This window comes from Streptomyces sp. NBC_01304 (assembly GCF_035975855.1).
GTDB lineage: Bacteria > Actinomycetota > Actinomycetes > Streptomycetales > Streptomycetaceae > Streptomyces.
Genome location: NZ_CP109055.1, coordinates 85,604 through 109,516 on the forward strand (window position 1 = coordinate 85,604; position 23,913 = coordinate 109,516).

The 23,913-nt window shown below is 68.0% G+C and carries 20 protein-coding genes and 2 pseudogenes; 11 read left to right on the forward strand and 11 right to left on the reverse strand.

The features are described from left to right. Positions 1-100 precede the first annotated feature (100 nt). Complete coding sequence (locus OG430_RS00355; RefSeq protein ID WP_327350318.1) at positions 101-316, reverse strand: hypothetical protein; 216 nt, start codon at positions 314-316, stop codon at positions 101-103. Positions 317-417: 101 nt separating this feature from the next. Between OG430_RS00355 and OG430_RS00360 the strand changes: the two are divergent. Then, positions 418-707, forward strand: a pseudogene (locus OG430_RS00360) (transposase); the annotation flags it as partial. Between the two features lie 139 nt (positions 708-846). On the opposite strand, the gene OG430_RS00365 reads toward OG430_RS00360, so the two are convergent. From OG430_RS00365 to OG430_RS00375, 3 genes and pseudogenes are all read right to left on the reverse strand, one after another. Then, positions 847-1,248, reverse strand: a complete 402-nt coding sequence (locus OG430_RS00365) for an MmcQ/YjbR family DNA-binding protein (RefSeq protein ID WP_327350319.1) — start codon at positions 1,246-1,248, stop codon at positions 847-849. A gap of 223 nt (positions 1,249-1,471) precedes the next feature. Then, entirely contained in the window at positions 1,472-2,437 is a 966-nt protein-coding gene (locus tag OG430_RS00370; protein WP_327350320.1) for a hypothetical protein, read from the reverse strand. A gap of 1,001 nt (positions 2,438-3,438) precedes the next feature. Then, positions 3,439-3,878 (reverse strand): annotated as a pseudogene (locus tag OG430_RS00375) (hypothetical protein); the annotation flags it as partial. Between the two features lie 272 nt (positions 3,879-4,150). Between OG430_RS00375 and OG430_RS00380 the strand changes: the two are divergent. The 5 genes from OG430_RS00380 (at position 4,151) to OG430_RS00400 (ending at position 10,841) form a co-directional block, all read left to right on the forward strand. Next, positions 4,151-6,571: a type II secretion system protein GspG gene (locus OG430_RS00380; RefSeq protein ID WP_327350321.1), complete on the forward strand. Its 2,421-nt coding sequence runs from the start codon at positions 4,151-4,153 to the stop codon at positions 6,569-6,571. A 1-nt stretch (position 6,572) separates the two neighbouring features. Continuing rightward, a complete protein-coding gene (locus OG430_RS00385) occupies positions 6,573-8,861 on the forward strand; it encodes a hypothetical protein (protein ID WP_327350322.1) in 2,289 nt (762 codons plus the stop codon). A 296-nt stretch (positions 8,862-9,157) separates the two neighbouring features. Next, a complete protein-coding gene (locus OG430_RS00390; protein ID WP_327350323.1) occupies positions 9,158-9,424 on the forward strand; it encodes a hypothetical protein in 267 nt (88 codons plus the stop codon). Between the two features lie 822 nt (positions 9,425-10,246). Beyond that, positions 10,247-10,411: a hypothetical protein gene (locus OG430_RS00395; protein WP_327350324.1), complete on the forward strand. Its 165-nt coding sequence runs from the start codon at positions 10,247-10,249 to the stop codon at positions 10,409-10,411. Positions 10,412-10,526: 115 nt separating this feature from the next. After that, positions 10,527-10,841, forward strand: coding sequence for a hypothetical protein (locus tag OG430_RS00400; protein ID WP_327350325.1), 315 nt, complete (start codon positions 10,527-10,529; stop codon positions 10,839-10,841). Between the two features lie 777 nt (positions 10,842-11,618). Here the strand turns inward: OG430_RS00400 and OG430_RS00405 are convergent. The 3 genes from OG430_RS00405 to OG430_RS00415 form a co-directional block, all read right to left on the reverse strand. Next, a complete protein-coding gene (locus tag OG430_RS00405; protein WP_327350326.1) occupies positions 11,619-12,146 on the reverse strand; it encodes an SMI1/KNR4 family protein in 528 nt (175 codons plus the stop codon). Between the two features lie 349 nt (positions 12,147-12,495). Further along, on the reverse strand, positions 12,496-13,290 hold the full coding sequence (locus OG430_RS00410; RefSeq protein WP_327350327.1) for a terpene synthase family protein: 795 nt from the start codon (positions 13,288-13,290) through the stop codon (positions 12,496-12,498). Positions 13,291-13,354: 64 nt separating this feature from the next. Continuing rightward, positions 13,355-14,389: a polyprenyl synthetase family protein gene (locus OG430_RS00415; RefSeq protein WP_327350328.1), complete on the reverse strand. Its 1,035-nt coding sequence runs from the start codon at positions 14,387-14,389 to the stop codon at positions 13,355-13,357. A gap of 368 nt (positions 14,390-14,757) precedes the next feature. Between OG430_RS00415 and OG430_RS00420 the strand changes: the two genes are divergently transcribed. Together OG430_RS00420 and OG430_RS00435 are read left to right on the forward strand one after the other, a co-directional pair. Then, positions 14,758-15,054 (forward strand): hypothetical protein, encoded by a 297-nt coding sequence (locus OG430_RS00420; RefSeq protein ID WP_327350329.1) that lies wholly within the window; start codon positions 14,758-14,760, stop codon positions 15,052-15,054. Positions 15,055-16,200: 1,146 nt separating this feature from the next. Further along, a complete protein-coding gene (locus OG430_RS00435) occupies positions 16,201-16,431 on the forward strand; it encodes a hypothetical protein (RefSeq protein WP_327350330.1) in 231 nt (76 codons plus the stop codon). Here the strand turns inward: OG430_RS00435 and OG430_RS00440 are convergent. The 3 genes from OG430_RS00440 to OG430_RS00450 all read right to left on the reverse strand — a co-directional run bounded on the left by OG430_RS00440 (position 16,404) and on the right by OG430_RS00450 (position 20,258). After that, positions 16,404-17,204, reverse strand: a complete 801-nt coding sequence (locus OG430_RS00440; protein WP_327350331.1) for a hypothetical protein — start codon at positions 17,202-17,204, stop codon at positions 16,404-16,406. The genes OG430_RS00435 and OG430_RS00440 overlap by 28 nt on opposite strands. A 103-nt stretch (positions 17,205-17,307) precedes the next feature. Further along, positions 17,308-18,804 carry a DUF4331 domain-containing protein gene (locus tag OG430_RS00445; protein WP_327350332.1) on the reverse strand — a complete coding sequence of 499 codons (1,497 nt, stop codon included), beginning with the start codon at positions 18,802-18,804 and terminating at the stop codon, positions 17,308-17,310. A 59-nt stretch (positions 18,805-18,863) separates the two neighbouring features. Then, positions 18,864-20,258 (reverse strand): DUF4331 domain-containing protein, encoded by a 1,395-nt coding sequence (locus tag OG430_RS00450; protein WP_327350333.1) that lies wholly within the window; start codon positions 20,256-20,258, stop codon positions 18,864-18,866. Positions 20,259-20,733: 475 nt separating this feature from the next. Here OG430_RS00450 and OG430_RS00455 point away from each other — a divergent pair, with 475 nt between their 5' ends. The 3 genes from OG430_RS00455 (at position 20,734) to OG430_RS00465 (ending at position 23,069) form a co-directional block, all read left to right on the forward strand. Beyond that, entirely contained in the window at positions 20,734-21,501 is a 768-nt protein-coding gene (locus OG430_RS00455) for an ATP nucleotide 3'-pyrophosphokinase (protein WP_327358928.1), read from the forward strand. Positions 21,502-21,849: 348 nt separating this feature from the next. Beyond that, positions 21,850-22,215, forward strand: a complete 366-nt coding sequence (locus OG430_RS00460) for a hypothetical protein (RefSeq protein ID WP_327350334.1) — start codon at positions 21,850-21,852, stop codon at positions 22,213-22,215. Then, positions 22,197-23,069 (forward strand): cation:proton antiporter domain-containing protein, encoded by an 873-nt coding sequence (locus OG430_RS00465; protein ID WP_327350335.1) that lies wholly within the window; start codon positions 22,197-22,199, stop codon positions 23,067-23,069. The genes OG430_RS00460 and OG430_RS00465 overlap by 19 nt, the downstream gene beginning before the upstream one ends. Positions 23,070-23,073: 4 nt before the next feature. On the opposite strand, the gene OG430_RS00470 is transcribed toward OG430_RS00465, so the two are convergent. Continuing rightward, the gene (locus OG430_RS00470; RefSeq protein WP_327350336.1) at positions 23,074-23,850 is read right to left on the reverse strand and encodes a hypothetical protein; all 777 of its coding nucleotides are present in this window, start codon (positions 23,848-23,850) and stop codon (positions 23,074-23,076) included. Positions 23,851-23,913 lie beyond the last annotated feature (63 nt).

The window sequence follows — 23,913 nt, forward strand, 5'->3', positions numbered from 1 at the left end:
GCTGCGGGCGGCGCACAGCCGGGACGGGACCGGACCGCCAGGGCCAGCACCACAAGCACCACCAGCACGACTATCTGCGTCGTCGTCATCGGGATCTCCCTCACCGGTAGTAAACGGGTGATGAGGAAACGGTGGCGGAATGGCTGTTCAGTTGTGTTCCGATGTCCTCGTTGAGCGCGCGGGAGGTGGCCGAGCCGGTCTCCTCATCGCCGGTGACGAGGAGGCAGATGCCGTCGAGGGAGGGGAGTTGGGACAGGGCGTGGAACGCCTGGACGAGGCAGCCCGGGAGCGGGGCGCTGTGTGTCCGTTGGCCCACGCCGCCAGCTCTCCGCCAGGGCCGCCTTCTGAGTAGCGCAGTCTTCGAGTAGCGGCCCTGGTCCACTCCGCCTCTTCATCGACGTCGGCGACGGCACCCGTTTCCCCTCCGCCGCCCACCTCGCCGACTACGCGGGACTCGCCCCGGCAACCCGCAGCTCGAGCACCTCCATCCGCAGCAAACAACCCTCCCGCAGAGGAAACAAACAGCACAAACGGGCCTTCTTCCCTCCGCGTTCGCGGCCCTGGGCGACCCGGCATCCCGCGCCTACCACGACAAGAAGATCCGCCAGGGCAAACCCCACACCCAGGCCCTGCTCTGCCTCGCCAGACGCCAAGCCGACGTCCTGTTCGCGATGCTCCGCGACGGCACCTTCCACGAACCCCGCACCCCCAGGCGACGGTTGCATGAACAAGCCCACAGGCTCGGCGAGTACCTACCCTGGATCGGCTTCGCCAGCATGGACCTCACTGTTCAATTACCTGCCGGAGCGTTGCAGTGATCCCGGGCCCACAAGCACCCACCGCCGATCAACTGGCCGATGGCGGGAGGGCGACCTGGGCAGCAAGGAACTTCGGAGCCATCTGGCAGTAGCTGTCGGTGATCAGCTCGGTGAGCTCGGTCCAGTCGGTGTGCTCACCCAGAACGGCAGCGACGACATTGCGGCCCCAGCCGGCACGCAGGAACGGGAACCCTCCGGCAGTCAGGCCCAGCAGGTCGTCGGCAGGCACCCGAAAGGTCAATACGACCAACTCGCGGCCTGCGCTCACATACGGGGCGTAGAGCGGGAAGCGATCCGCGTCCGGCGTATACACATGGGCGAACGTCCGCTTCCGGATCCGCCAGCGCACACCAATCCAGGCCGGTTCCTCATACGACTCGGGCAGCTGCCGGCAGATCGATCGCAGCCCGTTCAAGATCTCCGGCGGCACGTCTCCAGGACTCGACATACGCCGACACTAGCGACCGCCGGCGCAGTGTCGAGATGGGCGAACCCCCATCTAAAGGAAGGGTTCGCGCCCAAAGTCAAGGGAACAACTCGGGCGGCCAGGCCCGGAGCCTGCATCTCGACGGCATTGTGCACGGAGTCCTCGTCGAAGTTGAAGCGGTCGCGTGTTGGTGGCCAGTTAGTGGGAGTCATCCGGCCGCAGACAGTCACGCAGAGTCAACGATTCGGGGCAGTGGGCGGGTTCGTAGCCAGTACGAGCGGGCCCCCACCATCAGTGCGCATCCGTACACGGCGAATGCCACCATGCCGATCCAAGTGACCAGGAGCGCGTCCTGCGGAGTGGGGAGATCGCCGCTTCGGATTGTCACCACGTCCATCGTGGCCAAAGCCGCATAGCCGACGCCGAGCACACCGTACGGGGCGAGGGTGGCGGCGCCGATCAGGGAGGGAGCCAGAGGAAGCCAGCGCGGGACGCGACGACCGCGTAGAAGCGGCGTCCAGCGCGGGAAGACCTGCCCCCAGGGGCGGACGAGGCCCCACAGCAGGAAGACTCCGAGCCCGGCGAGCAGCATGGTGGCATCCAGGCCCCAGGACTCCAAGGCGAGCCAGATTCCAGAGGCGCCGTTCCGCTCGGAGACCACGCGCATCTCCGTGCCGGATGTGCCGGCGAAGGTGCCGCCGAAGGCCCAGATCTGTTTCATCGCCGCATACGGGAGGAAAGCCACCGTGCCGACCCAGGCGACGAGTTGAACCGGTCGGGGAGCGGCAGAGGGTGGCGGGGCTGCGGTCCGCGGCAGGCCGGTGCGGGCAGAGAGGGCGGTGGCTGCGGACATGAGTGCCCCGACTGCCGCCAGTGCATGATTCGCCGCAGCGGCCCAACTGTCCACGCCCTGGCCGAACATCAGCGTGATCACGTCCATGAGCAGGCTGAACGCGGCGAGTCCGGCGAGACAGCACACCGTCCACAGCAGCGTCCGCAGTGCGGGTCGCAATCCGTATCGCGATACAGCCGCACAGGTCAGCGCCGCCAGCACCCCCACTGCCGTGACAGCCCCGCCCGACGCGGAAGGCCCCAGGAAGCCGCCATGGGGGAACAGGCGGGTCCCCTTCAGCGCGCAAACCAGGCCGAATCCGGCGTACGCCAGTGCCCAGAACAGCGTGATTCGAACCATCCAGTGGGATCTCTGCCGCACCCGTGCACGCCAGGGTGCCTTGATTGTCTGTGGGTCAATGGTCATGTTCTGAACGTCGCACCGACGGGCTTGCCCCCGCGTCAGCTTGGTGAACGACCTTCCTCCCCCGTCCGAGGGAGCGCCATGGCGACCCAGGTATGCCTCACAGAGCGAGACGCCTGAGCTGGCCATGCGTGGGGAGTTCGAAGTGGCCGCTGTCAGTCGTCGCGCAAGGTCACGCCGATGGGCGCGTTGTCCTGGCACTGGATCGTCACACCAGGCTTGCCGTCGGTGTCGTCGTTCGGGGAGGTCATGGGCGGAACGCTGGGCCAGCACTGTATGCGACGTCATGGGGAGGTCATGGGCGGAACGCTGGGCCAGCACTGTATGCGACGTCATTCGGATTCATCCGCGATGGATGTGGCTCAAATTGAGTGAGGAGTCGGCGCGAACGACAGTGGGTCAGACAGTTGGCTTCCAAGTCTGGGAACGCATGCTCTCCGGGGGGGATGGCGGGGCGTTCTTGTCGGGTGAACTGGGTGATGAACGCCAGAGGATGGCGGGTCCTTAACACTGGTGGTGGCCTGGCCTGATTCCCAGGTACTTGCTAGATGTGGCGAGGGCTGCGGCAGCAGCCAGGATGGTGGCAGCTGCGGCTGAGAGTGCGAGGCTGCGGCGACTGAAATGACCCTCAAAGCGCGGTTGTTGCCTACACCAGGGGTCCATGTCTCGCGATCCCGGCATTCCTTGCGAGTCCCTAGAGGCGGAACACGCACTGCCAGCTGGCGAAGACCTGCTCGATGTGGTCCGCACCGCCACCGTCGGTCCCGCCGAGGAGCCCTCCCGCCCGGCCATCTCCGCTGCCACGCCCGCGAAGCCACCAGCAGCGGTCGCCACCGGGCGCACCCGCTGTCCCTCAACTCCCCTCGCCCCAGCCAGACGAACACAGAAAGCACCCTGCGTTGATCTCCCGCATCAGCTGCGGACTGCCGTGGTGGCGTTTACCGCTTGACTCGTCTGCGGACAGCGAGAAGTGCGAGGCCGAGCAGTACAGGTTCGGTCAGCCGGGAAGCCATCTCGGTGTACGTGCCGGTGGTACTGAGGTCCTGACCTGAGGAGCGGAAGACGACTGAGTTCACCACGATCCGCAAGGACTTCTCCCACCGTTCGGAGGTGAGCCGGGAGCCGAGCGAACCGGTGGGGTTGACCGGGTCGGATGTGTCGGTGGTCAGTGAGATGTCCTGCCCGTTCAGCCGTCCGGTGGTGGCGGGCTTCGGGTCGTCGACAGGTAGCCCCCACAGCATCATGACCAGCACCGTGGCAGCCATGGCACCAAGCGCCAGCCCAACGCACGAGAAGCCCGCAGACCGTACCCGGAAACCGCCCAGTACAGGGCCAGCAGCACGCGCTCGGCGGCGGGCTGCTCGCGGTCACAGCGGCGCGGACGGTTGCGGATCGGGCAGTTTCAGCAGTGTCCGCCCTGATCGATCCACTACTCACGAGCTGGCGCGACGACAAGGCCCAGCACGGCACCGGCCACCCAACCGGCAGGCGACGCCGTAGCCACAGCGGGTGGCCTCCCCCAATCTCCGTAGGTGCCATGGTTGTTGTGCATGAACCTTCTGCATGGGCCATCGGCGGGCTTGACGCGGCCTCCCGCGGCGCGCCCCAATGGAGCCCGGCACGTGGCCGGCGAACAAAGAGGGGACGGCCATGGCAGAGCTGACCAACTCGCGTCGCACGATCCTCAAAGCGACACACACGCCCATCCTGGTGACCGAGCAGGAGCGTGAAGTTCTACGCGGACCGATGAAGCGTTCGCTGCTGTTGCACACGGCCCAGGACAAGCCCGTCCACGGCGCACTCGACCGGCTGGCCGTGAGCACCGCGCATGCCGACGCGATCCGGCAGGTCGTGGCGTCGGCAGGCAGTGATCCCGGGGCCGAGCTGAGCGCACTCGCCACGGTGCCTGCTGGAGTGCTGCTCGACCTCGCGGAGCGTGTCGGCGCCGACAGCGCTCAGCTCGCGGCGTTCCGGGCATCCCTGGGCGTGGAGCCGATCGGCTATCTCCATCTGGAGAAACTGGCGTTCACGCCCGTCGGGGTGGAGCGCGGCGAACTCGTGTACTCCGTACCCCTCGCCCCCGCCGAGCAAGTGAACATCACCTTCCGCGAGTGGTCGAACACCAGCCAGGAGTTCGAGCGTCTGGAGACCGACACACTCGACGAATTCAGCGAGGAAGGTGTCACGGAGAAGAGCGAACTCCAGCAGTCGACCGAGAACCAGTACCAGCACACCACCGAGTTGAGCGCGAGCGTCAACATCTCGGGGACGTACGGCGGCGTGTCGTTCGCGGCCGGCGGGTCGGCGAGCGCCACCGATTCGGCCAGCCGTTCCGAGGAATTCACCCGGTCCCAGTCCAGGACCGTCACGAAGAAGGCGTCCCGCAGAGCCGTACAGGAACACAAGCTCAGCTTCCGTGTCGCCTCCGCGTCCGGCACGCAGAACGAGAGCGTCAAGCGGTTCAGGAATCCGCACCGCGACAAGGCGCTGCGGATCGACTACTACCGCATGATGCGCAAATGGTCCGTGGACCTCCTTCGCTACGGCATCCGCCTCACGTACGACCTGGTCATTCCCGAGCCCGGCTCCGAACTCCTGGACCGCATCATCGAGATCAGGGCCATCGAAGCGGCGCTGAAGGCAGGCTTCGGCGCCGACGACGGACCGGACTGGGCCCGCTTCCCCCTGAAGCCCAATGAGCTCACCCGGGCCGGCTATCCGGACAAGGCCGCCCTGTACGGCGCGGTCGTCGAACCGCCCCCGACGGAGACCAAGTCGGTCAACGCCGCGGACTCCAGGACGTTCAGCTCCTTCGACGAGAGCCAGCGCGGCGGCGCGTACGCGGTCGTCGTGGACGCGGACACGCTGTACACGGTCACCGATGTCCTGGCGACGTCGAACGGATTCGAGTGGCCCGGGTACCAGACCCAGTTCAACCGTGACAAGACAATCGTCGACAACGGCTATGCGGGCCCGTTCGTCCTGGGCCGGTCGGGATCCGTCGCGGTGCCCTACTCCGTGCGCTACGCGGCCAGTTACGCGGTCACCATCAGCCTGACCCTCACGCTCAAGGACGAGGCCTTCCGCGCCTGGCAGAACAAGGCGTGGTCGACAATCCGGGACGCCGCCGAGCGCCGCTACTACGAACAGCGCACCGCCCTGCAGCAGCGCCTCGCCGAGCTGACCGAGCAGCTGGCGGCGAACGACACCCTCACGCTGCGCCGCATGGAGCGCGAGGAGATGATGAAGCACGTCCTGCGCTGGCTCATCGGCCCGCCCTTCACCACCTACTCGGGCACCAAGGACTACTACGACTCCACCACCGGCGCCGTGAAGGACGACGCGACCTGGCGCACCGGTCTCGCCAGAGGAGCGACGATCCGGTTCCTGCAAGAGGCCGTCGAGTGGGAGAACCTGCTCTACATCGTCTACCCGTACTTCTGGTCGGGCCTCAAGGGCGCGGAGTTCCGTAAGTTCCTCGACCACCCGGATCCCTTGCACCGCGCGTTCCTGCGCTCCGGCGCGGCACGCGTCGTGATGACGATCCGCCCCGGCTTCGTGGAACCCTTCCTTGCCTTCGTGGCCGGCACTCCGGTGCCACCCGCGCCGTATGTGACCATCGCCCAGGAGCTGGAGGCATTCGCAAACACCAACTACCCCGGCATCCAGCCGGCCAACGCCGTCGAGGACGCGCGGCCCCTGCTGCTGCCGAAGCAGAAGGCCGCCTGGGCCGACATGCAGCTCCTCACCCTGCTTCTCGGCGACTACCGCAAGCAGAACGGCAGTTACCCCACCACGAGCCAGGGCCTCAAGGCACTGGCCGCCGTGGCGAAGGCGAGGAATGTCACGCTGCCCCTGAAGGACCCGTGGGAGACCCCCTACGAATACGCCAGTCCGGGCGTGCACGGCGACTACGACCTGTCCTCGCTCGGCGCCAACCGCAAGCCGGGCGGCGAGGGCGCGGACAGCGATCTCACCAGCTGGGCGGAGGGCGCACTGATCGGGCAGTGGTACGAGTACACGCCCACCAGCGCCATCGACATCGCCGTCGGCGCTCCGCCCGGACCGTGAGATGAACACCAAGGGGCATCGCGGCGTGGGCGAACAGGGCGCCCTCGCCCTCCTGGAGCGGACCTTCAAGGACCGGGCCGGCGGGGAAGCACAGGGCCTGGAGGCGGTGCTCCTGGGCAACTGGCTGACCGACCTCTCCCAGGTCATCGACCCCGTCGCGTACGCGAGTCTGGCGTCCAAAGTCCAGTCCTTGGTCGAGGACTTCGTCCGGCTGATCACCGCGACGACCCTGTACCGGGCCGGGGCGCAGTGGTACCGGACCTGGACCGGTGACCAGGCGGACCGCCTGGTCCGGGCGGTGCGCGAGAAGGTCTACGGCGCCCTCGGCGTGCTCCTGGGCTCCGACCCGGCCACCCGATCGGTGCTCTGGGATCTCTCCACCGACGCCGTGTTCGTGAAGGGCTATCTCGCCTTCGGCCTGCCGGAGCAGGAGGGCGAGCCGGACCGGCTCTCCATCGAGCAGTACGACGCGGTCTTCAAGGCCGTCTTCCGTCAGTACTTCCCGCACGAGCACTGCGACCGCCCGCGCGTCCCCATGTCCCCCGACACGTACGAGACTTCACTGGACCGCGGCCCGCGCGCGGGGCAGCCGACGTACCGCACCCCCGACCTCTACCGCTATCTGCGCGACGACATCGAAATCCTCGCAGCCGGATTCGCCGAGCTCGAGGCCGACTGGGCGCGACCCGTGGGCCGCGGCGAACTCGCGGTGGACGGCACGGACCCGGACTTCGCCGTCGGACTGGCCCGCATGGGCTATCTCCTGCACGCGGTCGAGGACTTCTACGCGCACTCCAACTTCGTCGAACTGCACGCCTTGGCGAGCGGACCGAAGTATCTGCCGAAGCCGTTCGAGACCCGCGACGCCGGGATCTTCGCGCGACGGCTGAAGCGATGGGTTCCCGGGGCGCGGGACGGTGTCGCCCTACCGACCGAGGACTTCGTCGTCACCGGCTACTTCGACACCCAGGACACCGTGGTCTCCCTCCTGCATGTCTTCGAAGAGGTCCTCGGCATCGGCTGGAAGGACCCGCGGCGGCAAGTCGGGGACTTCTTCCGGACGGTGGAGTCCACGGACCTCAGTCGGGTCGAGCAGGAGTACTACACCTGGCTGCAATCGGTCCTCGAGATCTTCCGCGATCCCGTGCAGGCGGCGGAGAACGAGGACAACCGTGTGATGGAGGTGCTCAAGGACAAGTTCGGGGACAACCTCGAAACGCTCGCCAAACCCGCCATGCGGCAAGCCGTCCTCGCCGAAACGCTGGCCAGAACGACCTATCTGAAACGGCTGCCCGCGGGAATCCTGACGCGGCTCTCGCGGTTCGTCCTCGCCGTGTCGAAGACGATCGCCGTGGGAAAGCTCGCGATGTCCGTGTACGAGGCCATCGACACCGTCGCGAAGTTCCTTGCCAACCCGATCGCTGTCCTCATCGATGCGGCGAAGGACGCGGGTCTGGGGTTCGCCCAGGACTCCGCCCTGTACCTGGCGAAGGACCTGTTCCTGTACGAGCGGCTGCTGCAGGGCTCGGACCATCGGGTCGGCTCGCACTCACTCCTCGCCAAGGACACCGGATCCGAGTGGCTCTACGGCTATCAGCGGGCCTGTGCGACGGCGGCCCACTACGTCATCGTCGACACCATGCTGCGCCGGCTCGACCCCGCCCCGCCACCCGACGACCAGTACGTCGACTGGCTGGCGCTCCTTGAAGCGCTGATGTGCAACCCGCTGGTACGGAGCACCGGCAGGACCGAGTTCGCGACCGCGGACGCGGTCGAGCTGAACGTGTCACCTCCGTCACAAGTGATTCCGGCCATCCAGGACTTGGCAGCCAGGCGAGGCGTCCAGGAGGTCGACGGGGTGCCCGGCTGGATGCGCGTGGCGGCGTCGACGTTCACCGTGGACGACATGACGCCGGAGCAAGCCACGCAGCTAGCCCGCGCGGCCGTGCGCAAGCCAGCCGGTGCCACCTCGGCCAAAGGCCTGATCACCCTCGTCGTGCCAGGCCAGACCGTCAGCGTCGGCTCACGGCCGAGCGGTTCACCAACCACCGCGAGCGAGTGGCCTGAGGCCGTCTTCGACCGGGAGCGGTCCTACGCGGGCAAGGGCTGGGAAGTGGTCCGGGGCTACACGTCCGCCTCGCGGGACCAAAGCGTCGCGCCGAAGACCCTTGTCGAGACGGCATTCGTGGACGAGTCCCGGATGCAGCAACAGATCCTGCGCGGACGCGACCTGCGCCAACGCCTGGAGCAGGCGTACCACGTCCTGGTAATACCGCCGTTCAAACCCTGAGGATCACGAGGCCGGGGGCAGAGCCGGCCGTCCGGCCTCTGCCCCGGCAGCGGGGCACTGTGGGCGCGGCACAGCAGATGCGGCTGATGGTGTCCCGCCGAGACTGCACGCACGGACCACCGTACGTCGAAGCCCCACCGGACCGAGCCGCTGGGGCTCCTCGTGCGACTTGCTCTCATACTCTCAGCGGCGCGGCAGCGACGTTCACCACTGCCAGCACCTCGGCTCCTGCTGTCATATGCACAACGATCGGTACGCATCCGGCCTGCGCTGCTCTGACTCCGAGAATGACCAGCGTGACGATCACCGCGACCGTGCTGCCCACCACCGCCGGAACGGTGACCGCGGCCACCGAGGCGATTGGCGGTGACTTCACCAGATCCGACGCCGCCACCACCACAATCGAGGCCGCTGATCCCACCTGCACCATCACTGGGACCCCGGGCAACGACGTCCTGAGCGGAACCAACGGCGACGACACCATCGACGCGGGAGCCGGCTTCGACACCGTCAACGGCGGCAACCACACCTGCCCTGGCGCCGAACTCCCCAACAGCCCTTGATTCCGCAGACTGCTGGAACGGTTCGAGGCGGGCGGAGGCCCGCGGGTTCGGCATACCGTGCATACCAACGCCCCTCTCATTGACGATCGCTGGTGTGAGCTGGTCGCCCAGTGGCCAGTGGAGGTGGCGGTGAGCATGGACGGACCGGTCCGGCACAACACCGCGCGAGCCGACCGGGCAGGGTGCAGAGGACTGAGCGGACGCTGCGTGGCAACCAGCGATGTCCGGGGGCAGGCCATGTGTGACCACCGGCCGGGCCGGCGGCGGCGCCTCATGCACCGTCGCGCGATACAGATCACAGCCCGCCATACTCAGTTCCCCTGCCCCGACGACCGCACCATGCTGCTCCGCCCTCACAGCGGACACCCGGTCCGTCGAGGTCAGGCTCTTGAGGCCGGCGAGTCCACCTTGACGTCGATGTCCCGCCCCGCCACGAAGCTCGTACCGCCCGTCACAGTGGTGTTCTGCAAGACGCAGTACACCCGCTCGCGCTCCCCCGCCTTCAGCAACGGGACCAATTCCCTGTCCAGTGGCCTCGACGTCGGCAATCGGCCCCATCGAATTGGCCACCGCTGGCGCCGACGGACGTTCGATGACTGTCTGCGGTGGCCACACCATGTGGTCGAACCCGAAGGTGGGCGGCGCTGGGGCCGCTTCGAGACGTCACCGGCGGTTCTTCAACCGGCTGGAGCCAAGTGGCCAATATCGAGGGGCCGCTGAACGACGTCCGAGCCACACCTCGCCCTGCGGCGACTACACACGGCACAGCGCAGATGATCCGTATCGCCGAACGCCGGGCGAGCTTCGCGGAAGGGCCGGAACATGATCCACACAGCTGACATCCGTGAGTGCGGACAATCCCAGATGACGGGCGGCGCGTACGCCCGCAGTGCGGCGGTGGCCTACTCGTTCGCGGTGTTCCAGCGCTCCGCGAGGACTCCCATGACCTGCTCGATCACTGTCGTCGCCAGGTCGGCCGGGCCCTGAGTGAGCGCGATGCCGTTGTCGTCGAGGCGGTGCGCCGGGGTTCGCGGCTGCCCCCATCACTTTCTTCTCCTACGCGCACGACTGGCAGAGCGAAGTACGTGGCATGGCACCATCCGTGGCTGGCGAGACGATGGTCGATGCGCTGAAGGCCCCCAGCCAGTGGGAGTGCACGGGCGCCACCGCGTATACCGGTGCAGTCAAGGACCAGCCCACAGCCGCCACGAAGGTGGGCACCAGCGCCGACAAGGTCGCCGGCGCCTTAATGTTCTCGGCGATAGCGGGGCTCGCGTTCTACGTGGCCCTCGGCGTGATCATCGCCCAGTCATCATCACCGCTGCAGGGGCTATCGCAGCGCTCGGCTCGGTCGTCTTCTCATGGGCCGGGGAGCGCGAACGCGGCCACCCGGACCGCGTCCCAGCCCAGCCGCTGAACTGTCGTCGAGGCGTCCGCCGAGCTCTCCAGCAACCGGCGCAGCAGGTCGGTGTCTGATGCTGGGTCAGCTCTTGTGCCGCGCGCAGGCGCAGCAAGAGCAGGGCCGCCGTAGATGCCCCCTGAGCCAGCGTCGCCTCCGCGTCCGCAGCGAGCGTGCCGCTGTCGACCACCCAGATCGACCCGAGAGTCTCGCCGCCGGGCCGCACCGGGCAGGCGAGCCGCGGCAGGTCGTCCCCTGTGAGCGGCGGCAGCCGCACCGGTTCGTGGGCGGCGCACACCAGCCGGACCTGGTGCGCGTTCTCCAGGCTGCCCGGAACCCGAAGGCCGAGGATGCCCTGACGGCGGTCCTCATCGACCGGCTGACCGGGCACCGTGGAATAGGCCAGGATCCGCTGGCGCGGGTCTGTCGGACTGCCTTCCTCCGGCTGCTGCCCCCTGTTTGAGAGTTCATGCCTGTTGACCTTCGCCTGTCGCCACTTCGTGTGGCGGGGGCCCCGGGAGCCACATCGGGCCATCGCGGTTCGCGTTGGTCCAGGTGTGGACGTTCAAGAGGAATCCCAGCCTGTGGCATACGCGAATCTGTCCGACCCTTATTGGATGGACACGAACCCCGATGCTCGGCCTAGCGGTTGTGACGATCGGTGCCGCAGTCCTGTCGGTGGTGCTTCGTTGATCGCGCTCTCACCAGAAGGTGCCTGAGCAACTGCGGCGAAGGACGATGAGGGATCAGCACCGCCCTTGACCGCATCTGCTTAGCGGGGACCCTCCAGTTTGATCATCCCTTCGGGGAACAACCGCGGACCCTGGGGTCAACCCAGGTCAACCCCCGAAGGCCGGTCAGCACCGGCCAGTTGTACCTGTCGTCCGCCCCGTCGGGTCGGCGCAGACACCGGCCCTCTTCCAACGCTGCAGCAATCTCCCCCAGCCAGTCGGTAAGAGTCCAGCACTGCGAACCCGCCCAGTACGGCTCACTCCCCCCGTCAACCGACCAGCGCCCCAGGCCGCCGTAGGAGGGCTCCCCCTTGCGCACGTCCCCATACCAGCCGGACCAGATGTCCCCAGCCTTCCGGGCAAAAGGCAGAACCCCCGCCTCGCGCCCCCACTCCTGCGTCTGGGTCCGGTACTCCTCCACCAGCTGCTCAAGCGGCAGCATCATCATGTCGGACGACAAAATCCCCGAGCCGTGGCCCTCGTCGAAACCGTCATGGCCCCGATACGAGGCGGCGAGGGCCGCCGGAAGCTCCACCCCCAGGGCCGCCTCCGCCGCGGCGATGCCGGCTTCACCAGCCGGCGGGCGCAGCAAGGCGGCCGATGCCGGGGGCGAACTCGCGCAGCCACGCCTCGATCCGGCCCCAGGCCGTGATCACTCACTGCTTGGGCGTGCCCATTACTGTGATCGGCATGAGTGACGACACGCAAGGCCACGGTGGAGATCGTCAGCAGTGAGCTTCCCAGCCTGAATCTGCCGTCTCGTTAACATCTGTGGTCACAGTCCACAGGTCGAATTCCGCAGGCGCCCTGTGGCCCCAACCACTGTGTAGTGATGTGCGAGTGCCCCTGACTGGGCGTGCCGATTCGTGTCGTGCCCGGTGCGAGGGTGCACGCAGCTGCGGGTGCGGTCGCCCGTCCAACGAGCATCACCAATCGCTGCGTCATCCGGCCGCGCCGGAGTCGGTGACGGGGTTGTCGGCGTATCGGGGAGAGAGCCGGTAGGCGTGTTCCAGGGCTCGGATCATGTTCCGGATCAGGTCGCGGAGTTGATCGTCGGGGGGCATGCGCCGGAGGAGTTCGTGGATGGCCCTGCGGTGGCGTCGGCTGAGCTGTTCCACGAAGGCGGTGGCGTCCGGCAGGCCCATGGCGGGCTGCAGGACCAGGACGGCGTTGGCGCGGTCGCCGCGCGCGCGATCACGGTCGAGGCTCCCCAGGTCGTTGGAAAGGCGCGTCCAACTGCCCAGCTCGCGAAGGAGTGCGGTGAGCTCCGGTTCGTCCAGCCGGTGGGCTGTGCCGGTGTCATGCAGCAGGCAGAGTGTCGCAAGGAGCGCGGTCGCACCGATACTGGACTCCGCGATGGACAAGTAGTGGTCAATGTCCCCGTCGACCGGCCCGGTGAGCCATTCCCGCTCGCTCTCCAGCGCGGCCGCGTAGTCGTCGTGACTTGCTCGCCACCAGTCCAGTGCGACGGAGTCACCGAAGCCAGTCAGCAGGGACTCCTGATGCCGGAGGCAGGTGCCCAACTGGGCGGGCCGGCTATGGAGTTCCATCTGGTCGTCCATCCACAGGCCCAGGGCACAGTTGGCGGTCAGCACGATGCGCCGGTCGGACAGCGGTGGTTCGCCACTGCCGCCGTAGAGCGCCTCGACGAAGTCGGCCGCGGCAGCCACCTGGGCACGTGTGATGCCGAATCCGGCCCACAGGTGGCGGGTGCGGTGCTCCAGATCCGTCGGCAAGGGATCACTTCCTTAACTGTCGCACCGGGGGGGCCGCTCTGCGAGCCGTCCGTGAGGCAGCGGCTCAATACCGTTGGATCAGGCCGACGAAGCCCTCGAAGTCGGCGTGCGGGCGAGCCGGCAGATCTGCTTGCCGGAGGTGGCGAAGGGCTTGTGCAGCCGTGGTGCGGATCATCAGCTCGGTTCTGGCGCGTCCGCCACATCGCTCGACAACCACGGCCAGCTCGGCCAGTTCGTTCTCCGAGGCGGATGCGGTGCCCCGCAAGTAGGCGGCCACGGGCTCCTTGTCGGCGCCCCCGGCCCGCAGCGCCGAGGTGATGGGATAGGTGTACTTGCGCGCACGCAGATCGGAGTAGCTGGGTTCCTTGCCGTTAATCGCCCACAAGTCCTCAAGGTCGTTGTTGAGCTGCATCATGGTGCCCAGCTCCCGCCCGAGAGCCTCGATGGCGTCGACCTGACGTGCTGTGGCGCTGGATGCCAGGGCGCCGACGCGGCAAAGGAGCCCGAGCGGCACGGCCGTCTTCATGTTGATGACGGCCAGGTTCTCGGCCTCGGTGACCGGGCCCTCGGTCAGGCGCACATCGGCACACTGGCCGGCGGCGCAGACCCGGGTCACTTCCGCCAGCGCGAGGATCATCTCGTCCCGGCGCGCATAGGCGTGCCTGGTGAGGCATTCAAAGGCAAGCGCCAGCAGTACGTTGCCCGCCAGCAGGGCCTTGTCCCTCCCGAACACCCTCCAGGCGGTCGGTCGGCCGTAGCGGGTGAAGTCGGCGTCCATGATGTTGTCGTGGATGCCCACCTGTGCTGCCGTCAGGTTCGCCGCGACCGCGGCCCCCGCGCCATGGCCCCACTCGGATCCGTCGATGGTGGTGCAGAGCAGGACGGAGATGGCCAGGCGAAACCGTGGAGTCCGGCCCTGCCCGGGCACCCAGCCGCCGCCTGGTCCGATGCCGAAATGATGGCGCGCGACCTCGCGCAGGTCTTCCGGCAGTCGCTCGATGACGGACGCGTGCCGGTCCTGCAGCAGCTCTTGGCCGAGGCGAACCAGGTCTTCGGGAGAGCGACGGGGCGACGAATGAGCCGGTGTCGAGGAATTCATGGCGAGCTCTCCCCTCGAGCAGGAGCGGTTCGTGGCCGATGGCCTCCTTAGGAGCATGCCCGGGCCGCTGTCCGGGCATCCACGGGACTCCGGGTAAGCCAACTCATGGTCACTGGTCAGAGTGACGTCGTGGAATCCATGGCGAGTCGCGCAGGCGGGTGTTGGCGGAGCCGTCCCTCGAAAGGACCCACACCCGTCCTAATGTGACTTGCGTCAGCTGATCCGTGGCTGCTCGCTGAGCTCCATTGAACGAGACAGGCATGAACCGAATCCGGTCAGGTTGCATGGTCCACGGATCTTGAAGCGCGTGACCTCCCTAAACTCCGCAGGGCCGCACTCAGGCGGCACGGACTGGGAAGAGACAGGGCATGCCACAGATAGAGGTCATCAGGCTGGAAGATGGGCAGAGTCCCCACGAAACTGCTGCTGAAGCCGATAGGGGTCCAATGGTGGCCGCCACCTCCCTGAACAAGGTCGCCCTGCTGCAACTGTTGAAGCAGAACGGAGTCCCCAGCGCGTACGTTGTCAGCGGGGAAGGGCATCACCAGCTGATGGTGCTTCATGACAATGGAGCTCTGGCGCCGCATGACCCGGAGCGCAACACATCTGAGTACGTACTGGTGGAGGGCGTTGAGGACCTGCCCGAGTCTCCGCTACTGCCGTGACCTGCTGATCGCGGCCGCACGCCCGGTGCCGGGCACCACCAAGTACGCCCATGCCTGGCGTGGCGGCGATGGCAGTACGGTGAAGGAATGCCGCTGCGGCCGACGGCAGGGGTACCTGCTCCAGAGCGTGGCGGGCTTCCGTCGAGCCTCATCTCGTTGGCGAAGAGCCGGTCCCCGATGCAGGTAATGCTGTTGGGCACCTGCATCTAGTCGGAGACCAGCGAATACCTTCCGGGCTGCAGCGCCACGCCCTGCCGGGCACCAGGTCGGCGATGTACATCGAGCTGTCCGCGCGGAAAGCCAGGTCGTCCGGGGACTGCACGGGGCTGTCCATCGGCACAATCACCTCTAGGTCCCCGGTGGCCGGGTCGACGGCGCTGATGCGCCCAGCCAGAAGTTCGGCGACGTACAGGCGCCTGTCGGGACCGAATGCGATGCCGTTGGAACCCACAGCCGGTGGGGTGGCATCAGCCGTTCGGGCTGCCAACGGGCGTTTCTGGGCTGCTGGTTGCCGGACGAGTCGAACCTGCGGGAACTTATGCAGGTCGAGTGCGTTCTTCCGGAGGGTGACCGGCCAGGCGTGCTGGACCTCGGGGGTCGGCTCGACAGACCGCGCCCGGCGCTTGCGGGGCACGGTGACGACCTCGGCGACGTGGGTGACCTGTTCGGCGAGAACACGGACGGAGCTGGCGTTCTGCAGCGGCCCGAGTTGGCAGAGGTTTGGGGAAGCCGTGGCGGTAGAAGCCGTGGAGTGTCTTCGGCCCTTTGCTCCACGCCTCGAAGAGGTGTATACCTCCGCGCCCGTACACCGGCAGCCGGCCGGACAGGATCCCTGGGACACCGACCTGGAAACCCGTCGCGAAGATGATGCGGTCGACCTCGTACGCAGTCCCGGCAACGGCAGATGTCTCGGTGATCCGCTCCACGCCATGGGTGTCGACCGTGTCGATCAGGGTGCCGTTGTCCCGGTTGGAGGTCCCCAGGTAGCTCGTCGGCACTGCCGACGGCATCCGCTTCCAGATCCGCGCCTCCGTAATCGCACACGTCCCTGCCGTCGTCGACGCCGACCGGAACTCAGGGCCCGCGACGCCGGGTAGACAGTGGCGATGAGGTCATCAAGCCCCAAATCTGGGTGGTCAGCTGCAGTTGTACGTCGGTGCCGCGCACGGCAACTACAACGCCGAGGTCGAGCAGGCCGTCGTGCGGTTCCAGGAGGCGCGGGCCATCGGGGAGGAGTCCGGGGTGTACGGCCCGGTGTCGCGGCGGCAGGTGGAGGCGGAAACGTCCGATCCGGACCAGCCCCGCGAGCGCAGGGCCGGCCCGGATCGGATTGACCGGTTCAGGGGGCTTCAGTTGCCCGGCTCGTCCTTCTCGTAGCCGGGCTTCAGCGGCAGCTGCTGGCCGGGCAGCAAAGACGCGTTGATCTCCAGCGTGATGACATGGGTGTCGGGCTTGATGTCGGCGCCGAGGATGTCGCGGAGTTCCCTGGAGTACTGCTCGGAGAGCTTGAACTTCCAGTCCTTGGGGCCGAGGCTGATCTTGCCCTGGTTGATGCGCGGGTTGATCAGGTCGGTGTAGAAGTCGACGGTGTCGTAGTGGGCCAGCTCGATGATGTGCGGGCTCGGCTTGTCATCGATGTAGACGTTGGCGCTGGCCCTGGTGATGAACGGGAAGTTGTGCAGCCAGAAGCCGTCGACGCGGTGTGAGCGGCCGGTCTTGGTGTTGGTGAACTTCCAGCCGCCGGGGTACCAGATCCGCCCGTTGAGGAAGTTGATGTTGCTGTACCCGTCCCTGCCGACCGGGGTCCACACGCCCTTGCCGCCCTTCAGGGGCCCCACCGGGCAAACCCCCTCAGCCTTGATGCCGTTGCGCTTCAGCTCGGCCAGGGTGGCCGGGGCGAAGGGGAGCGTGCCGGTGCCGGACTCGGCGAAGAACCAGAAGGCCGTCTTCTTGTCGTTGGCATCGTCGTAGTAGTGGCCCATCGGCTTGTCCTTCTGACCCGTGGGCGGGTTGTAGAAGGACGGCAGGCAGTTGGTGGCCGGGGGGTTGCCCTTGGGGTACTGCGGGTCGTCGTCCGCAGTGGCGGACGGGGCGGCCACGGACAGCAGGGCGGCGGCGGTCAGGGCCACGGACGTCTTGGCGAAGCGCACGGGAACACTCCCAGGGATCTTGCCCCCCTCGGTCATTACGTTCAGTGAAGCCGTGCTTGCATACCGCGTCTCTTTGATGCGCCTGTTCGAGGGATGCGCCAGGTCAGATCACGCCGTGCGGGACAGCGAGGTAGGGGAAGGACGCCTCGAGCCTGGTGGGCGGCGCGGTGGCCAGGGTGAAGCCGAACAGGGAGGCGTTCTGCGTGAGAGCCGGCTCGCCCATGGCGACGCGGACCAGGACATGGGTCGGGTCGTCGGTCAGCCGGCGTCCGTTCGGGAAGCCCTGCGGATCGCCGTCCAGGAACCCGCCCTTGCGCGGATTGCCGGTCACGGGGGTCGACATGTTCAGCCGCAGCATCTCGGCCGGGGTGAACTTCGACGGGTCCGCGTCGGCGTTCAGGAGCTGGGAGTTGAGGTCGCGCTTGATCGGGCAGTCGGTGCCGTCCCCCACCGGGCAGCGGGCCTTGCTGGACAGGCCCGTCATGAGCAACTCGTACATGTCCTTGCGCGGATTGCCCGGCGGCCTGGCCAGGCCCGGATGCAGGGCGTGGATCATCGGCGGCGACTTGAGCTGCGTAATCATCTTCAGCAGGTGCTCGTTGCGGGCGTCGTCGGCCGGCTTCCAGGTGTTGTACTGGTCGGCGATCCCGCCCGGAACGCCCATGACCAGGCCGCGGGCGAGGCCGGGCGGGGTGAGGTAGTTGTCCGGGGCCAGCGCCTCGTTGAGGATGACGTGCCCCATGCGGGACACCTGCGCGTAGCGCGGCTCGGCGCGCTGGTCGCCCGAGGTGGCCCCGCGGGTCACGTCCAGGGTCTCGCGGGCGGCCGTGGCCCAGCTGCCGAGGACCGGGTTGCGCTTCGGGTCGCCGCCCAGGGCAAGGGCCTTCTTCGGCACCTGGATGGCCATGGCGGTCACGTTGGTGCCCAGGAGCGGGCTGAACGGTAGCGGGACCTCGACCCCGCTCTTCAGCATCGCCATCTCACGGGCGTCGTTGAAGAAGGCGTCCGCCGCCTGACCCGCGTACGTCTTGATCCCGCCGGGCAGGGAGAGCACGGCCTGCTCACGCAGCTTGGTGTAGTCGGGCATCCCGGCGGCCCCGGACCGGCTGGGGGCCGCGATGCCGTCCTCGACCAGGACCTTGGACGGCTTGCCGGGGCGCAGTTCCTCCAGCGTGTAGCGCTGTTTGAACTTGAGGTTCGGGGAGGAGAGCGAGTCGACCCTGCCGGACAGCACGCTGAAGAACTTCCGCTCGCCCTCGTCGCGGAAGGTCCAGCGGTAGGTGAGGTCGGGGGTACCGGTGCCGCGGGTGTCGATGTTGAGGTCGTAGCGGGCCTTCGTGGCGAACGTGGACGGCGGCATGACCCCGTCCACGGGCAGCCGCAGCGACTGGTACGTCGTGATGAACGTGACCGTGTCCGGGGCCTCCGGGCTGGTGAAGGCGTACAGGTCACCGCCGTTGATCTCGGGGTCGAGCATCGCGGACGGCGCGTCGATGTGGCTGCCCGCGCGGGCCGGGCCGCTGCCCGGGACCACCAGCACGCCCACGGCCAGGGCGATGAGTACGGCGCAGGCCGGCACTCCGGGTACGCGTGCGTTCATGGCTGTACGACTCCTCGTGCCGGTGTGGGCCGGGTCAGTGGGGCGGGGACCGGTACGGGTCAGTGGGGCAGGGACCGGTACGGGAAGGCGCGGGTGTGCGGCTTGGCCGGCTTGTCGATGGAGTTGAGCTTGGTCAGCCAGTCCGTCTTGACGCCGACCAGGCCGCCCATGAGGATCCGCATGTTCACCGCTTCGATGTCGTCGCCGAAGCGCCGCCCGTTGGGGAAGCCCTGCGGGTCGCCGTCGAACATCGTGTACGGCTTGGGCTGCTCGTTCACCGGGGTGCCCATGTGGAGCCGCAACATCTCGGCGGGCCGGACCGCGCGGGCGTCGGCGTCCTGGTTGAGAGCGTGCGCATTGACCTTGTCGATGCCCTTGAAGACGTACTCGAAGAGATCGTCGCGACGTCCCTCGGGCGCCTCCGCGCCGGTGGCCAGGCTGACGTTGTGCGGGCCGAAGGGGTGCAGCGTGAGCTTCGTCAGACCGTTCCAGTCGCCGTCCTCATGCGGTTCGCGGGTCTGGTAGACATCGGCGATCCCGCCCGGGGTGCCGATCACGGGCAGGCTGTCCGGCGACATGGTCTCGATGAAGTGCGGCATGCCCATCCGGGACACCTGCACATACGGCTCCACACCGGGGGCGTCGAGCTTCAGGGAGCGGCGGGACGCCGTGGACCAGATGCCCACGACCGGGTTGCGCTTCGGATCGCCGCCGAGGGCGAGGGCCTTCTTCGGCAGCTGCAGGGTCATCGTGTGGGCGTTGGTGACGGCCACCGGGTTGAACGGCGGAATGAACGGGGCGCCGACCCGGATCATCGCGTACAGCCTCGGATTGAAGAAGAACGAGTCGGGGATCTGCCCCACATACGTCTGCCCGCCGCCCGGCAGCTGCGCGGTGGCGTCCTTGCGCAGGGCGTCGTAGTCGGGCATGAGCTTGCCGCCCGCGTAGGAGGGGGCGACCGCGCCGTCCGTGACGAGCGTGTGGGGTGCCCTGCCGGGGCGGAGCTCCTGGAGGGTGTACTTCTGGCGGAAGGCAACGGCCTTGTCCTCGAGGGAGCGCACCGGCCCGGTGACCGCGGCGATGGTGCCGGCCGGGCGGTGGTCCTCGGTGGTGAAGGTGTAGCGGTACGTCACCTCGGGCCGGCCGTCGCCGGTGGTGTCGGCGTGGATCTCGAAGCGGGTGTCGGTGGCGTACGGGTAGAGCGCGAAGGGGCTGCCGGGCCCCTGCAGCGCGTGGTAGTCGGCGGCGACGGTGACGGTGTCCGGAGCCTCGGGGCTCGTGAACGCGTACAGATCGCTGCCGTCGATGGCGATGTCGGCCGCCGTGGACGGGGAGTCCACATGGCTGGCGGCCCCGGCCCGGCCGGTGACCGGCCCGCCGAACCAGCCGGCCGCGAGCACGGTGCAGGCGAGCGCCGTGCAGACGGCCGGGCGGGAGATTTGACGGACCGTCACGGAAGGGCCTCTCGGTGGCTGCCCCGCCTGGCGCCGGGCGTCAAGCCCCACTGCATGCCACCGGGTACCGCCGCGCCATCGGGACTAGCCCGAGTGGGGCGCTGCCCCAATCACTTCGATCTCTACGGTGGGCTGCGTGGGACGGACGGAGGTGTGGCGATGGGGCGTGAGCACCGTGGTGACGACAACGGCGACGGCGCCTCCGGCCGCGTTTCAGCGGAGCGCCAGCAGATCACGGCCACCCCGCAGCACAGCACGGCCAAGGCAGCCATCGCGTAGGAGATCCCGGCGATGCACAGGCCACCGCGGACGAGGTGCTGCGCTGTTCGGCTGAGGGTCGGTTACCTGTGCTGGGTCGTGCCGGTTCTCATTGTCGCCACGCTCGCGGGGAGGTGGCGCAACCGAGAGGCCTTGAAGCGTGATCAAGAGGTGCAGTGCAGTTCGCGGCGCGGCAGCGCCCATCACCTTGGCCAGTGTGCTCTGTCTGGGCGCCGTCCCGGCAGCCATCGCGGCGGGCCCGGACAAGTCGGCCGTTCCGGCTCGCCTGACTGCAGCCTGCCGGCTGCCCAACGGGGGCGGAGCTGGTGGCTGGGCAGCTGACGGGCTGCGGTTGAGCGCCCGGGACAACCGCAAGGCGAACGACTTCCTGGTCGGCGCGTGCAGGGCCGAGCGGTCCATCAGCCCGCAGGTGGCCGCCGCGGCGCGGCTCAGCCAGGCCCAACTGGTGGGCTTCCAAAACCGTTTGAAGTCCCCGGATTCCCTCAAGCGCAAGATCGCCACCCGCATGCAGGACCGTGGGACGACCGCGGAGGCAGAACTCGCCAGGCTCACGGACGCCGTCCGCTACACCCTGCAGTGGAATGACCGGCAGTACACCGGCGGCGTGACCATCGCCTCGGCCGTATTGGCCGGCTGGGGGAACACGAGCAACGAATGGAAGAACTCCTGGGCCTTCCCGGCCGACAAGGGCTACCCGAGGGTCGTCAACTCCTCCTGGAAGGCACCGGCAGCCGGACAGCTCTTCGAGATCCAGTTCCACACACGGGCAGGCAAGCAGGCGAACCTGAAGGGGCACGTGCTGTACGAGGAAGAGCGCCTTCCGCGTACGTCACCAGAGCGCAAAGCGGAACTCCACCAGCAGCAAGCCGCCCTGTACGCCAAGGTCCCCGTGCCCGCCGGTGCCCCCCAGCTGGCCGCTCCACCCGCTCAGCCCTCACCCGAACTTCTCGCCGCCACAGGCTGACGACGTCCGCGACCCACCGGCAGGGACTCGGTTGGCCGTTGATGTGGCCGAGGCCGGTCCTCGTCCTCGTCTCGTCCTCGCGGATAGGGATCACCGGAAAACTGGGTGCGGCCACCCCTTCGGGATGAGTACCCGCCGAGGTGGCCGTTCCCCCCGGGCAGGGTCAGCCGATCTTCTCGGGTCCGTAGAAGATCTCGTAGGAGCCGGTGTGGGCCTACGTGATCGGCTCCGAGCGGGATCGGGTTTCCTTTCGGGCGACGCCAGGGCCGTGGCTCCCGGCCGCGCGGCCGACGCAAGAGGAGACTGACCGGCGTCGCCCCGGCCACTCTCCAGTCTCTGTGAGTCCCCTTGCTCGCTCTCCTCGTCCTGGTGTCCTTGCTGTTCGTGTGGACGCTGGTGTCGGACAGACTGGCCCGCTGGAGCATCACCGCACCGATCGCGTTCGCGCTGGCCGGAATCGTGCTGACCCGCGGTCAGCACCCGGCCGTGCCCCTGGACCTGGAGACGCACGCGTTCCAGCGGGGCGTCGAACTCGTCCTCGCCGTCATGCTCTTCACGGATGCCACCGAGGCCAGGGACTACGAACGACTCGGCAAGTCGGTGGGAGAAGGCCGTCTGCTCGGCCTGGCTCTGCCGGCCTCGCCACCCTCTGCGGCGCGCTGCTCTTCCCCGGCACCAACTGGTGGCTCCTCGCTGTGGCCGCGCTCGTCGTGATGCCCATGGACCTCGCCCCGGTCTCGAACTTCCTGCGCGATGTGCGGGTCCCGCTGAAGGTGCGAGCCGCCTTGAACATCGAAGGCGGCTTCAACGACGGACTGGCCTCCCCACTGTTCGTGTTCTGCGTCGCCAACCTCATCAACACGAAAGGCGACTCCTTCCTCGACCTGGTCCTGAACGCCCTCAAGGGCGCGGTGCTCGCCGTCCTCGTCGGCGCGGCAGTGGGCCTCCTGGCATCCCACCTGGCGCGACGGGCCCTGGCGGCCGGCTGGGCCAAGCCCGCCGGCCTGCGCCTGACGACCCTGACCCTGCCGTTCCTCACGTACGCGGCAGCCCTCCTGATCGGCGGCAACGGTTTCGTCGCAGCGTTCGTGGCCGGCTGGTGCTACGCCCACACCGCGCACTCCATCGGCCAGAACAACCTCGAACTCGCCCACGATGCCTGCCATGTGCTGGGCCTGGCGGTGTGGTTCACCTTCGGCAAGCTGACCGCGGACGAGTTCGCGTCCGACGGCCTCACCCTGCAGATCGCCCTCTACGCGCTGCTCGCCCTCACCCTGGCCCGCATGGTGCCTGCATACGCCGCGCTGAGCGGCATGGGCTTCAGCCGGGCCGAGCGCACGGCGGTCGGCTGGCTCGGCTCCCGCGGCGTCACCTCGATCGTCTTCGCGTTCCTTGCCTACGTCCAACTCCCGCCCGGTGACGCGTCGTTCGTCTTCCAGGTGACGGGTGCGACCGTGTTGCTGAGCATCGTCCTGCACGGCGTCACCATGGAGCCCATCGCCCGCTGGTTCGCACGCCACCCCCAGCCCGACCTGCCGTCGCCTGCTACATCGGCACCCGGCCGATGAAATGTCACCGCCCCAGGCGGTGCCGTTCGTCGTGGTCGGCCGGTGTCCGTGCCGGTGCTCCGGCGATCTTGTCCTGGAACCAGGTGCGCAGACGTGCCCAGCGGGCGTCATGCCGGGCCGTCTGCTGTTCGGCGCGTGCCAGCTTGGCCGGGCGGTTGCGGTAATAACGGATGGCCCACGGTGAGCCGGGCCGGGCCATTCGGGCCGCGGCGACCAACCCGACCACCGGAACGAACAGCCCGAGCACCCCCAGACGGATCTTCCCTTTGCCGAAGGCGACCGCCGCACACACCAGATCGGCCACGATCGCCGCGACCCACCAGCCGCGCCCGGCCGTGGCGAGGTCGCCGAACGAGTTGATGCCCAGCGGATCGAACCCGGACAGGACCGCGCCGACCGCGGCCACGGTGAGGGTGATCGCCTCAAGGGAGGCCCGCCCCTCCTTGGACCAGTACACGTCCTGCAGATGCAGGATCAGCGCGAACTCGTCCAGGACGAGCCCCGCCCCGGCCCCGAAGACAGCGGCAGCCAGGCACCTGGCCAGGCCGTCCTCGCCGGCCGCCCCGACCGCCCAGAACCCTCCGACGATTGTCAGGACCACACCCGGCACCACGTGATGGATGTGCAGCCCGCCTGAACTCACATTGCGAAACGGCCCCCGTCCGGCCCGGATCATCCTTGTGATCACCCGGGTGACCAGGAACACCGCCACGAACGCCACCAACGCGACCGTCAGCGGCAGCCGACCGCTCTGCCCAGCCACCTGCCACGAGTTCGCCACAGCATCCGCCTGCCCAAGGTCCGTCACAGCCTGTCAACGAGTCGACGGAACCCCGGACACCGG